At 33.0% G+C, this 12,759-nt stretch carries 14 protein-coding genes; 6 read left to right on the top strand and 8 right to left on the bottom strand.

Annotation, left to right across the window (positions count from 1 at the left end):
• Nucleotides 1–153 precede the first annotated feature (153 nt).
• From VGE71_RS04045 to VGE71_RS04025, 5 genes are all read right to left on the bottom strand, one after another.
• Nucleotides 154–1,347 carry a glutamate-5-semialdehyde dehydrogenase gene (locus VGE71_RS04045; protein WP_331137149.1) on the bottom strand — a complete coding sequence of 398 codons (1,194 nt, stop codon included), beginning with the start codon at nt 1,345–1,347 and terminating at the stop codon, nt 154–156.
• Between the two features lie 158 nt (nt 1,348–1,505).
• Nucleotides 1,506–2,645, bottom strand: a complete 1,140-nt coding sequence (locus VGE71_RS04040) for an aspartate aminotransferase family protein (protein ID WP_331137148.1) — start codon at nt 2,643–2,645, stop codon at nt 1,506–1,508.
• A 153-nt stretch (nt 2,646–2,798) separates the two neighbouring features.
• Complete coding sequence (gene argC / locus VGE71_RS04035; protein WP_331137147.1) at nt 2,799–3,776, bottom strand: N-acetyl-gamma-glutamyl-phosphate reductase; 978 nt, start codon at nt 3,774–3,776, stop codon at nt 2,799–2,801.
• Nucleotides 3,769–4,962, bottom strand: coding sequence for an argininosuccinate synthase (locus VGE71_RS04030; protein WP_331137146.1), 1,194 nt, complete (start codon nt 4,960–4,962; stop codon nt 3,769–3,771). The genes argC and VGE71_RS04030 overlap by 8 nt, the downstream gene beginning before the upstream one ends.
• Nucleotides 4,963–5,017: 55 nt before the next feature.
• Entirely contained in the window at nt 5,018–5,665 is a 648-nt protein-coding gene (locus VGE71_RS04025; RefSeq protein ID WP_331137145.1) for a GNAT family N-acetyltransferase, read from the bottom strand.
• 201 nt (nt 5,666–5,866) lie between these two features.
• Here VGE71_RS04025 and VGE71_RS04020 point away from each other — a divergent pair, with 201 nt between their 5' ends.
• Nucleotides 5,867–6,064: a hypothetical protein gene (locus tag VGE71_RS04020; RefSeq protein ID WP_331137144.1), complete on the top strand. Its 198-nt coding sequence runs from the start codon at nt 5,867–5,869 to the stop codon at nt 6,062–6,064.
• Nucleotides 6,065–6,134: 70 nt separating this feature from the next.
• Here the strand turns inward: VGE71_RS04020 and VGE71_RS04015 are convergent, their stop codons facing one another.
• The gene (locus tag VGE71_RS04015; protein WP_331137143.1) at nt 6,135–8,405 is read right to left on the bottom strand and encodes a M1 family metallopeptidase; all 2,271 of its coding nucleotides are present in this window, start codon (nt 8,403–8,405) and stop codon (nt 6,135–6,137) included.
• Between the two features lie 185 nt (nt 8,406–8,590).
• Here VGE71_RS04015 and VGE71_RS04010 point away from each other — a divergent pair, with 185 nt between their 5' ends.
• From VGE71_RS04010 to VGE71_RS04000, 3 genes are all read left to right on the top strand, one after another.
• Nucleotides 8,591–9,442, top strand: a complete 852-nt coding sequence (locus tag VGE71_RS04010; protein WP_331137142.1) for an aldose 1-epimerase family protein — start codon at nt 8,591–8,593, stop codon at nt 9,440–9,442.
• 6 nt (nt 9,443–9,448) lie between these two features.
• Nucleotides 9,449–9,997, top strand: a complete 549-nt coding sequence (locus VGE71_RS04005) for a GNAT family N-acetyltransferase (RefSeq protein ID WP_331137141.1) — start codon at nt 9,449–9,451, stop codon at nt 9,995–9,997.
• A gap of 122 nt (nt 9,998–10,119) precedes the next feature.
• Nucleotides 10,120–10,674, top strand: a complete 555-nt coding sequence (locus VGE71_RS04000) for a DUF3575 domain-containing protein (RefSeq protein ID WP_331137140.1) — start codon at nt 10,120–10,122, stop codon at nt 10,672–10,674.
• Here VGE71_RS04000 and VGE71_RS03995 read toward each other — a convergent pair.
• Together VGE71_RS03995 and VGE71_RS03990 are read right to left on the bottom strand one after the other, a co-directional pair.
• Nucleotides 10,669–10,899: a VF530 family protein gene (locus tag VGE71_RS03995; RefSeq protein ID WP_331137139.1), complete on the bottom strand. Its 231-nt coding sequence runs from the start codon at nt 10,897–10,899 to the stop codon at nt 10,669–10,671. The genes VGE71_RS04000 and VGE71_RS03995 overlap by 6 nt on opposite strands.
• A gap of 108 nt (nt 10,900–11,007) precedes the next feature.
• Nucleotides 11,008–11,646 carry a hypothetical protein gene (locus VGE71_RS03990; RefSeq protein ID WP_331137138.1) on the bottom strand — a complete coding sequence of 213 codons (639 nt, stop codon included), beginning with the start codon at nt 11,644–11,646 and terminating at the stop codon, nt 11,008–11,010.
• A gap of 140 nt (nt 11,647–11,786) precedes the next feature.
• On the opposite strand from VGE71_RS03990, the gene smpB reads away from it, so the two are divergent.
• Both smpB and VGE71_RS03980 read left to right on the top strand, forming a co-directional pair.
• Complete coding sequence (gene smpB / locus VGE71_RS03985; protein ID WP_091496954.1) at nt 11,787–12,242, top strand: SsrA-binding protein SmpB; 456 nt, start codon at nt 11,787–11,789, stop codon at nt 12,240–12,242.
• A gap of 79 nt (nt 12,243–12,321) precedes the next feature.
• A partial coding sequence (locus tag VGE71_RS03980; RefSeq protein WP_331137137.1) for a hypothetical protein occupies nt 12,322–12,759 on the top strand: 438 nt, incomplete at its 3' end.

The following is a 12,759-nucleotide window of genomic DNA, read 5'->3' as shown; positions in this document are numbered from 1 at the left end:
AAAGAGCGCAAGGTTTTTTTGATTTTGTTTGTGAATATAAACGCTAAGTTCGCAAAGCTACATGTTGAAAAAATTTCAATTCGATATCAATTACAATATCAAATTCAAAAATCAATAATTCACAATCTAAAATCTAAAATCTGCAATCTAAAATTATCTAATCTGTCCTTCTCCGTACACATACCATTTATTGGTCACCAAATGCTGTAAACCAATTGGTCCTCTTTGATGAAGTTTATCAGTGCTGATTGCTAATTCTCCGCCAAGACCGAATTGTCCGCCGTCTGTGAAACGGGTCGATGCATTTTGGTAAACCGCTGCGGCATCTATCGATTCCATAAACTGCTGTGCAACATCATTATCTCTAGTAATAATTGCTGCAGAATGTCCTCCGCAATATTTATTAATCATGTCAATTGCATGATTCTCAGAATCGATGGTTCCGATTACGATTTTATAATCTAAAAACTCTTCGTACCAAATATCTTCGTTTTGGATAGTTTTCGTATTCTCGAAATTCTCTAACGATTTGTCAACAATTACTTCTACTTTTGATTCTATTAGAGCTTCGATTAACATTGCTGTGAAACCTTCAAAATTTGGTAGTTTCGAACTTATCAAAACTTTATCTAAAGCATTACAAGCCGAAATTTTAGCCGTTTTAGCATTCAAAATTACTTTTAAAGCCAAATCCGTATCAGCATCTTCATGAACGTAAACAAAATTATTTCCGCGTCCGCTTATGATTACCGGGCAAGTCGCATGCGCTTTTACAAACTCAATTAATTTTTCTCCTCCTCTTGGAACAATTAAATCTACTTTTTGAGTTGGTTTTTCTAAAAATGCCTGAGTTTCGGTTCTATTATAGTTCAGATATTCTACCCAGTCTTTTGAAACTCCGTTTTCCTCTAAGGCTTGATGCCAAAGACTCACAATCTTTAAATTTGATTTTAAAGATTCTTTTCCCCCTTTTAATAAAATCTTATTTCCAGATTTAAAAGCGATTCCGCCAGCTTCAATTGTAACATCTGGGCGAGATTCATAAATAATTAAAATGGTTCCGAAAGCTGCGGTTTTATTCACCACCTTAATTCCATTATCATGAGTAAAATGAAAACGCTCAATGCCGATGGGATCTTCCTGCGAAGCTAACTGATTAAGCGATAAAATCATTTCATCTACTTTTTTATCATCTACTTTTAGGCGTTCTTCCATCGCTAAATCTGAACCGTCGTAATCGCTTAAATCTTCCTGATTAGTCAAAATAATCTGATTCCGCTCCTGTTCAACAAGCTTTGCCATAGTCCGCAAAACCGCATTGCGTGTTTCAATTGATAATGGTTTCATTTTTTTTGGTTTAATTGGTTAATCGTCAATTCGTTTAATCGAAACCTAATTTATCCTAACAGGTTTTGAAAACCTGTTAGGTTTGTTACTTGAATATATTTCCAAGTCTAATTTTTATACCTAACAGGTTTTAGAAACCTGTTAGGATGCTTTTACGTTTAGTTTTTTAATTCTTCTAAACTTTCTTTTAAAGCTTTTACAAACGTATCGATATCTGCTTTTTTCACAGTTAAAGGCGGTAAAATTCTCAATAGATTTTTGTTGTTTGCGCTTCCTGTAAAAATGTGTTTTTCAATAATTAATTTCTTTCTTAAAGCCGCTACATCAAAATCAAACTCTACTCCGAGCATTAATCCTTTTCCTTTTACTTGTTTGATTCCCTCAACTTCTTTGATTTTCTCTAAGAAATATTCGTAAACTTCATTTACATTCTTCTGTAAATCAAGCTTTTCAATTACGTCTAAAACTGCAATTCCTGCTGCACAAGACAAATGGCTTCCGCCGAAAGTAGTTCCTAATAATCCGAAACTTGCTTCGAATTTTGGAGAAATCAAAATCGCTCCAACTGGGAAACCATTCCCCATTCCTTTTGCAACTGAAATAATATCAGCGTTGATTCCGTGGTGTTGGAAAGCGAAAAATTTCCCGCTTCTTCCGTATCCTGACTGTACTTCGTCTAAGATTAAAACTACATCGTGTTTTTTACATGCTTTTTCTAAAGCTTGAAAAAATTCCGTTGTTCCTTGGTCTAAACCTCCAACTCCTTGAATTCCTTCGATAATTACAGAAGAAACATCTCCTTTTGCTAATTCCGCTTCAACCAATTCGATTTGGTTTAAAGGCAAAAATGTTACTTCTTGTTGAGCGTTTATTGGCGCAACAATCTTTTTGTTATCTGTAACTGCAACAGCTGCAGAAGTTCTTCCGTGGAAAGAATTATGAAAAGCCACAACTCTTGATTTTCCGTTATGAAAAGAAGCTAATTTTAAAGCATTTTCATTTGCCTCAGCACCAGAACTGCATAAAAACAACTCATAATCTTCTAATCCTGAAAGTTTTCCTAATTTCTGTGCCAATTCAACCTGCAAAGGATTTTGAATTGCATTCGAATAAAAACCTAAATGATCGATTTGATTTTTAAGTTTTGATACATAATCCGGCTGTGTGTGTCCGATAGAAATCACACCATGTCCGCTATATAAATCTAAATATTCTACTCCTTTGTCGTCTATAATAGTGCAATCAATTGCTTTTACTGGAGTGATGTCATATAATGGGTAAACGTTGAATAAGTTCATTTTTTGAAAAAGTTAAATGTTATTTGTTAAAAGTTAGAAGTTAAATGCAATACGGTTACATTTGAGCTTAAAAACTTTAACTTAAAAATTATTTGTAAAGTTTAGAAGTTGAGTTCAGACATTTAACATCTAACTTTTAACTTCTAACTTCCACTAAAATCCGCTTGGTTTCAAATGTAAACCTGTGGTTTCTTCTAATCCGAACATTAAATTCATATTTTGAATTGCTTGTCCTGAAGCACCTTTGGTTAAGTTATCTATAATTGATGTAATCAAAACCCGGTTTCCTTTTTTCAATAAACTAATGATACATTTGTTCGTTTGAACCACTTGCTTCATATTGATGTTAGTAGTTGTAATCGTTACGAAAGGTTCATTTTTATAGAACTCTTGGTATTTTTCAACTAATTGCTCTAAACTATCATCGCACAATGTGTAAAGCGTTGCAAAAATTCCTCTTGGAAAATCTCCTCTGTTCGGAATAAAAAGCAATTCGCTGTCAAAATCATCTTGCAACTGAACCAAACTTTCTGAAATTTCACCTAAATGCTGGTGTTCAAAAGCTTTGTAATGAGACATATTATTGTTTCTCCAGCTGAAATGAGAAGTTTCTGAAAGGCTTACTCCTGCTCCCGTACTTCCTGTTGTTGCATTAATATGAACATCGTTATTCAACAAATTATGTTCTGCTAAAGGCAATAAAGCCAACTGTATAGCCGTTGCAAAACAACCTGGATTAGCAATATAATTTGCTTTTTTAATTTCAGCTTTATTGATTTCAGGCAATCCGTAAACGAAATCTTTTCCTTCGAAATGTGCATCTTTGTTCAATCTGAAATCATTTCCTAAATCAATGATTTTAGTGTGACTTGCAAACTGATTTTCTTTCAAAAATGAAATCGACTTTCCGTGACCTAAACACAAGAAAACAACATTCACATTCGGATTGATTTCAGCTGTGAAATTCATTTCAATATCGCCCATCAAATCGTGATGCGCTACAGAAAGTGGTTTTCCAGCATTTGTTGTACTGTAAACAAAATCGATGTTTACTTTTGGATGATACATTAAAATTCTGATGAGTTCTCCGGCGGTGTAGCCCGAACCACCAATAATTCCGACATTAATCATGGTCTAATTTGTTTACAGATGAGAAAATATTTTGAGCATTTCCTAAAATCTTAATAAATCCTTTTGCATCTTCAGATGTCCAAGCATTATTCATTTCGCCATACTGACCGAAACCAGTGTTCATTAAATCATTTTCAGATTCGATTCCGTCAAGTGAGAAATGATATGGTTTTAATGAAACAGTTACTGTTCCATTTACTGTTTTTTGAGTGTCTTGCAAAAACGTTTCAATGTTTCTCATTACAGGATCTAAAAACTGACCTTCGTGAAATAACATTCCGTACCAGTTTCCTAACTGCTCTTTCCAATATTGTTGCCATTTTCCTAGAGTATGTTTCTCTAATAAATGATGCGCTTTGATGATAATTAATGGAGCAGCAGCTTCAAAACCAACTCTACCTTTAATTCCGATAATCGTATCTCCAACGTGAATATCTCTACCAATTGCGTAAGCATTTGCCAATTTTTCAAGCGCTACGATATTGTTTGAAGGTTTATCTGTTTTTCCGTTTAAACCAACTAATTCTCCCTGCTCAAAATGAAGTGTTACCTTTTCTTCACCATCTTTTTGCAATTGTGAAGGATAAGCTTCACTTGGCAATGGTTTTCCAGAAGTTAAAGTTTCTTTTCCTCCAACACTTGTTCCCCAAAGTCCTTTATTGATAGAATATTGTGCTTTTTCCCAAGAATAGCTTACACCATTTTTTTGAAGGTATTCTACTTCTTCTTGTCTCGACAATTTTAAGTCTCTAATTGGTGTAATGATTTCGATTTCTGGAGCAATAGTTTGGAAAATCAAATCGAAACGAATTTGATCATTTCCTGCACCTGTACTTCCGTGTGCGATTGCGCTTGCTCCCACTTTTTTAGCATATTTAATTGCTTCAATAGCTTGGAAAACACGCTCTGCACTTACTGATAATGGATATGTATTATTTTTTAATACGTTTCCAAAAATCAAATATTTTATAGCTTTATCATAATATTTGTCTACGATTGTCAAGTTTGCGTGTTGTGCACTTCCTAACTCGTAAGCTCTTTTTTCTATTGCTGATAATTCTTCTGCGTCGAATCCTCCTGTGTCAACAAGAACAGTGTGAACTTCGTATCCTTTTTCATTTTTTAAATATTTCAAACAATACGAGGTATCTAATCCTCCGCTATAAGCTAATACTACTTTTTTCATTTTTTATAATTTAGGCTAATACTTTCGTATGTAGCAGTTTGAGATTTCTTTTTAATTAAATTTTGAATAAAAAAATAAATGACAATATTTTGTTTAAGAATAAAGCCTGTTTGATTTTTTTCAATCTGCTTAGAACAGCCTCATTAAAAGGATGTCTCGGCGGATTTTTTTGTTTTTCTTTCGGATCGTACAACATTCCTGTACAAAGACACATTTTGTTTTCTTTGCTTTGTAAAATCGGGAAATTAGTACATGTTTTACAGCCTGCCCAAAAACTCGGATCGGTTGTTAATTCTGAGAAAGGAACAGGTTTATAGCCAAGTTCAGAGTTAATTTTCATAACCGCCAAACCAGTTGTAATTCCGAATATTTTAGCATCCGGAAATCTCTTCAAAGAATAATCAAAAACTTTTGATTTGATCTTTTTTGCCAAACCTAAACTTCTGTAGTCTGGGTGTACAATTAAACCAGAATGTGCCACGAATTTTCCGTGTTCCCAGCTTTCGATATAACAAAAACCTGCAAATTTTCCATCGGCCAGAGCAATCATCGCATCACCATTCGACATTTTTTTCTGAATGTACTCAGGAGTTCTTTTAGCAATCCCCGTACCTCTCAACAAGGCAGATGATTCTATCGTATCGCAGATTTCCTGTGCGAATTTGAAGTGTTCTTCCTGGGTAACAACAATAGAGATCTTCATTTCAATAATTGAAGTTAGAGTTAAAAATTAAAGCATATTGACTCGTTTGAAATCCAGAATTGAATCCAATAAATTTAAGCATAAAAGAAGTAACTTTCTCAAAATCAAAACCTTGATCAAGAAAATTTACAAAATAATAAATACTTTTAGGATATGTTTGTCCAATGGACAAATTATGTGATTTCAAAATGAAAAATGGATATGAATAAATATACGGCTATAAAACTCAGTGAACACTATAGAGATAGTGTCCGTACTTCGGGAGAAGTAATCGGTGAGTTTGTCCGTGACAAAGAAGTTATATGTAAACTTATTTTATTCATCGGTGCAAAAGTACATCTTTTTTTTATTTACAAAACAAAAATTAAAAATTCTAACATTTTTTTTGCGTTTTGTTAATACATTAAAATACAAAACCCGATAATTATTTCTAATTATCGGGTTTTAAATGTTTTATAATTCAGCTTTTTTACTTCTTAGTAAAAGGTATTACCTGATTATTTCCCATAAGAATCATATCAAAACCTGTTTTAGCTTCATTGAATTTAAATTTCAATCCAGCTCTAGACGATTCAAATGTATCTTTTTCACCTGCAACAGGAGATAAAGAGAATTTTGGATAGTTTGGAAGTTCCGCACTTAAAACACTATTTTTCTCTGTCAATTCAATTGTCAAAGGCGAAGTTTTAGTAGCATAATTACCTACATATGCATCTAAAATAATGTCTTTTTCTAACTTACCTTTTCCAGCTGTCCAAACATTATTTGATTCGTTATTATCTGGAAAAACATGATCAGGATCTAAAGTTATACTTGCAATTTCTTCTGTTGAATTATGTTTGAAAGACCAACTATTATTACGTTGCCAGATTTCTACAGGAAGATTAACTCTTGTAACTTTTCCGCTTTTCGTTTTAACATCTAAAACAATCGGCATTGGCATTTTATCGAAGTTTTCAACCGTAATTACCGCTCCTTTTGACGGATCATTTTTAACGTACATTACTGAATTAATACCTTGATCAAATCTCCAGTTGTTTACGTACCAGCTTCTCCAGAACCAGCTTAAATCTTCACCTGCAATATTTTCCATTGATCTAAAGAAATCGTCAGGCTGAGGATGTTTGTATGCCCAACGTTCAATATAAGTTCTGAAAGCAGTATCAAAACGCTCTTTCCCTAAAATCTGTTCTCTTAAAATGATTAATCCTGCACTTGGTTTAAAATAGCACAACATCCCAATATTAGCTTCTTTCATATTATCTGGCGAACTCATAATTGTTTCCAAATCAGGACGAGTAAATGATTCAGCTTCCTGATGCAAATCAGATGCAGGTTCTTTATATTCACCATTATTGAATGCTGCTGTACTTAATGAATTGATAAAAGTATTAAAACCTTCATCCATCCATCCAAATAATCTTTCATTAGAACCAACAATCATAGGAAACCAAATATGTCCAAATTCGTGATCTGTAACTCCCCAAAGATCTTGTCCTTTAGATTTCCATCCACAGAAAACAATTCCTGGATATTCCATTCCTCCTTCATTTCCTGCTACGTTTGTAGCTGCAGGATAAGGATATTCAAACCATTGTTTTGAATAATGTTCGATTGAAGCCTTTACATATTCTGTAGAACGTCCGTAGCCATCACGACCATCACTTTCAACTGGATAAGCAGACAATGCTAATGATTTTTTACCACTTGGAAGGTTGATTTTTGCACCATCTAAGATAAAAGCCGAAGACGAAGCCCAAGAGAAATCACGTGCATTTTTGATTTTGTAATGCCATGTTTTTTCAGTTCCCGCATTGCTATTTGCAGTTGATTCAACTTCAGAAGCTGTACGAATCATAACTGTTTTATCACTATTAGAAGCTTCTTTATATCTTTTTAATTGTTCTGCAGAAAATACCTCCTGACCGTTTACCAATTCTCCAGAAGCCACTACATAATGATTTCCAGGAACAGTTAACTTCACGTCAAAATCACCATATTCCAAGTAAAACTCAGAAGCACCTAAATACGGAGCTGTGTTCCATCCTCTTACATCATCATACACACACATACGTGGGTACCATTGCGCAATAGTAAAGATTTTTCCGTTTTTAGTTTCTAAAACTCCCATTCTGTCTGACCCTTCAAATGGTGCGATAAAAGAGAATTCGATTTTAATTTTTACAGAACCACCTTTTGCTGCTAACTCCTGTGGAAGAAAAATTTGCATTCTGGTATCTGTAACAACATATTTTGCTTCAACTTCTGCTTTACCTTTTCCTCCTGAAATTACTTTTACAGATTTAATTTTGTTTCCACCATCAAAAACTTGTCCTTGTGCTCCGTTACGGCTTCCTGTTAAAGGTACAACCGCATTTCCTCTTGAATCCTCTTTAAATAAGTTTTGATCTAAATTCAGCCAAAGAAATCCTAATTTATCCGGACTATTATTTGTATATGTAATTTCGTCTGTACCAACAATCTCGTTTGTTGTCCCGTTTAATTTTGCTGTGATTTGATAATCGGCTCTGTTCTGCCAGTATTCAGCTCCTGGCTGACCGCTTGCTGTACGGGTTGATGTTCCGTTTTTGGTGTAAAAATGTGGACCAAAGGCATCATGATAATTGTAATTGTTTACTGGATTTGCCGCTGTCGCTGCCGGAGTTTTCTGCGCCCATACCGATGAAATCCCAAAAAATAAAGCCGCGGTTAAAATGGCTTTTGCACATTGCTTTTTCATATTTTTTAGCTGTTTATGTAGCAAATTAATGAAAAAAAAAGCTATTTACAGAGAAATTTCAAAACATAAATTTAATTTTAGCAAAATTTTATCAATTAAATAATTTAGCTCATTTTATTAAAAAACTAAATTTTATAAAATATCTTTACCTCACTTTAAAAAACAATCATTTTACACTAGATATTTTGACTACAACTATTTCAAATTCAAAGCTAAGCGCTTCCATTAAACATGCTGGAGCGGAGTTAATTTCAATAAAAGACAATCAAAACAAAGAATATATCTGGGAAGGTAATCCTGATTTCTGGGGAAAACATTCTCCTGTTCTTTTTCCAATTGTCGGAACATTAAAAAACAACACATATACCATTAATGGTAAAGAATATGAATTACCAAGACATGGTTTTGCACGTGACATGGAATTTGAATTAATCGAAAAAACTGACAATAAAACCGTATTCTCTTTAAAATCTTCTGATGAAACTTTAAAAAAATACCCTTTCGAATTCGAGTTGCAGCTTATTTACACGCTTAATGAAGATTCTTTGTCTTTAGAATACAATATTATTAATGTAGGAAAAGAAAAAATGCCATTTTCAATTGGTGCACATCCTGCAATTGCTCTACCAAAAAACTTTGAAGATTATGCCTTTCAATTTGAGAAAGAAGAAAATTTAAAATATTATCTTCTTGAAAATGATCTGATCTCATCAAAAACTAAAATCTTAGAAGCAAAAGATAAAATTGTTCCTTTGAATTATGAGCTTTTCAAAAATGATGCATTAATCTTTAAGTCATTAGAATCAAAATCTTTAACTATTCTTGAAAATTCAAAACCTTATATAAGAGTTGATTTCGAAGATTTCCCAAGTTTAGGCTTATGGACAAAAGAAAATGCGGCTTTTGTTTGTATCGAACCTTGGTTAGGTTATTCTGATACTGATGAAAATTCAGGCGATTTATACCAAAAAGAAGGGATTTTGGTTTTGGATGAAAACAAAAATTTTACTGCAAAATTTACCATTACAATACTATAATCAAAAATGCTAGAATTTCATTTTTCTCCTTTCCCTGTAATTGAAACGGAACGCTTAATTCTTGACAGAGTTACTGAATCAGATATTAGAGAAGTCTTTGAACTCCGTTCTAATCCAGAAACCATGAAATATATTCCGAGACCATTAGTTAAAAACAACGAAGATGCCTTAGAACATATTAAAATGATTGATGAAAAAATAGAAAACAATACTGGCATAAATTGGGGAATAAGACTTAAAGACAACCCAAAATTATTAGGAATTATAGGTTTTTACAGATTACTGCCTGAAAATTACCATGCTGAAATTGGTTATATGTTATCTCCTGATTTTCACGGAAGAGGAATTGTTCCTGAAGCAATAAATGTATTAATCAATTTTGGTTTTAAAGATTTGAATTTACATTCGATTGAAGCGGTTATCGATCCAGAAAATTATGCCTCAGAAAAAGTATTACAAAAATGCGGATTTGTTAAAGAAGCTCATTTAAGAGAAGCAGAATTTTGGGAAGGCAAATTTCTTGATATAGTAGTTTACTCGTTATTAAATAGTTAGATTCCAATATTTGATTCTGACAAAAAATAATCTTGTTAAAAGAAGAGTATTCAGCAATAGTAACGATTTACTTACGTTATATTTGTGCCGAAAATTAATTATTCTCACGCGATAAAATAATCATGAAAAAAATACTCGCCTTAACTGTTCTTCTTTTAGCATCTCAATTACACAGTCAGACTTTTGTAAAATTTAATGGTGCAACAGCCTTATTATTAGTTCCTAATATTGGAATTGAAACCAGTATTGGTGAAAAAACTACATTTAGTGCCGATGTAATGGCTTCTTTTTGGGAATCTTTTGATGGAAAAAATCCAATGAAACTTATCACTTTTACTCCCGAAATCCGCTACCATTTTAAAGAAAAATACAATGGTTTTTATGCTGGTGCCCACATTGGAGCTGACAGATACCAATTACAAAAATGGAATTATTGGAACAGCAATCATTACGAAGATGGTTTTGGCTACAGAATTGGAGCTACAGTAGGATACAACTTAAAACTAAACGACAAGTTTGTACTGGATTTTTTTGTTGGAGGTGGTTGGCACCAAGGGTTTTACCATGGTAAATACAATGACGGAACTCCAGGAAGATACGAAAAAACAGTTAACTGGAACAAAAGCGGCGAATGGCTTCCTTATCGCGGAGGTGTAATGATTTCGTACAAACTATAAATTAGAAAATTTAGGAAGCGTTTTTATATATAACTCTTCTACTTTTTTTCTTGCCCAATCTGTTTTTCTCAAAAAAGTAAGACTCGATTTTACACTCGGATTAGAATTAAAACACTTGACAGGAATTAATTCTCCTAAAGTATCAAAACCATAATAGTCGACTAATGCTTCGACAATTTTTTGAAGTGTAATTCCGTGTAAAGGATCTTTAGATTGGTTTTGCATTTTTATACTTTATTTAATAATACTAAAAAGACCGTACTATGAAAAGTACGGTCCTTTCTTTTGCAAAATTACTAAATTGAATTTTACGGTAATCAAATAAAGAATAAATTAGAATAAGAATTTAAATCCCACAGAAATCGGAGAAGTTAAATTTGGATTACTTCCTCCCAAAGCAGTATTGTAAAATGGATCTACATTTGCGGCATGTGCTAATCCGAAATTAGTTACAGTTGTTTTTTCGCCCGTTTTAGGATCAAGCGTTGTTGATGTAAAGTTTGCCAAGTCATAAGAAAACTCTACAGAGAAATTTTTAGTTACAAAATAATCAAATCCGCCTGACATAGATACCCCGATTTGGTTTACTTTTAGCTCACTTTCTTTTTCTTTCCCTGAAATAATCGGCACTGCTAATTGTCCAAAGAAATAAAGAGAACCTGCAACATTCCAATATTTTCTAACCAAAGGCTGTGCAACAATTAAATCTGTTTTTGCTGCTGTACCCGCATCAGAATCTGCTTTTACATTGATGTAACCAACAGCCGCTCCAACAGCAACAGATGGAGTTACAAATGTTCCAACAATTGGCAATACAGAAATATTGGTACTTTTTACATCTGCTGTTTTGGTCTGTTGATAACCGAACTGAGAAGTTACGAACCATGTTCCTTTTAAACCTTGAGTTGAATCCTGAGCTTTAGCGGCGAAACTCAATAATACAACACTTACTAGCGTTACAATTTTTTTCATTATAAATTTGTTTTTGAAATTATGAAACAAACTTAGCCGTAAGCTTTTCTCTCGGGAATGATTAAAATCATAGATTAAAAAAAAACTTTAATTATCTTAGCCAGCATAAAGTTTTTCAATTTTGTCTTACATTTGCACTCATGTTAAAATCAGTCAATATATTAAATAAAAGAGCCCGTTTTGATTATGAAATAATCGATACCTACACTGCTGGAATTGTTTTAGCTGGTACCGAAATCAAATCAATTCGTTTAGGAAAAGCAAATATCACTGAAAGCTTTTGCGAATTCAGTGGCATGGAGCTCTTTGCAATCAATACGTATATCGAAGAATATTCGTTTGGAAATCAATTCAACCATAAATCAAGAAGCGAACGAAAACTGCTTTTGAATAAAAAAGAATTAAAAACGCTTCATAAAAATGTGCAGGCAAAAGGACTTACTATTGTTCCTTTAAAATTATTCACAAATGAAAAAGGCTTAGCCAAATTGCAAATTGGTCTTTGTCGAGGAAAGAAAAATTATGACAAACGAGAGTCTTTAAAAGAACAAGATACTAAAAGAGATTTGGATCGTATTAAAAAAGCTTTTAACTAAAAGCTTTTTTTATTTCCATAAAGTCCTATTTATTAATATTTTATCGTTATTTTTACTTATAACCAATTAACTGTAAAATATGAAAAAGTCTTTACTTTTATTTTTCGCTGTAGTTATGTTTTCTGGTTGTGGCAGCAATACTTCTATCGTAAACAGCTGGAGAGATCCAAAAATTACGGCTGCCCAAGAAAATTTCAAAAAGGTCTTAGTCGTTGTTTTAGTAAAAGATGAAGCATCAAGAAGAGTTGCAGAAAATCGAATTGCCGCCAACCATCCTATTTTTAAAACTTCTTATCAATACTTAAACGAAACAACCAAAGAACTCACAAAGGAACAGAAGTTAAAAATTCTTCAAGATGAAAATTTCGATGGAGTTGTAACCATGAGACTTGTAAGTAAAGAAAAAGAAACAACCTATGTTCCTGGAACTTATACTGGAATGTACTATGGAGGTTTTGACGGAATGTACACTGGAATGTACGGATATGGATTTGGTAATTGGTACGGAATGTATTCA

Origin of the sequence: Flavobacterium sp. (assembly GCF_036405015.1) — a bacterium.
Classification (GTDB): domain Bacteria; phylum Bacteroidota; class Bacteroidia; order Flavobacteriales; family Flavobacteriaceae; genus Flavobacterium.
This window is presented reverse-complemented; position numbering and strand designations above follow the sequence as displayed.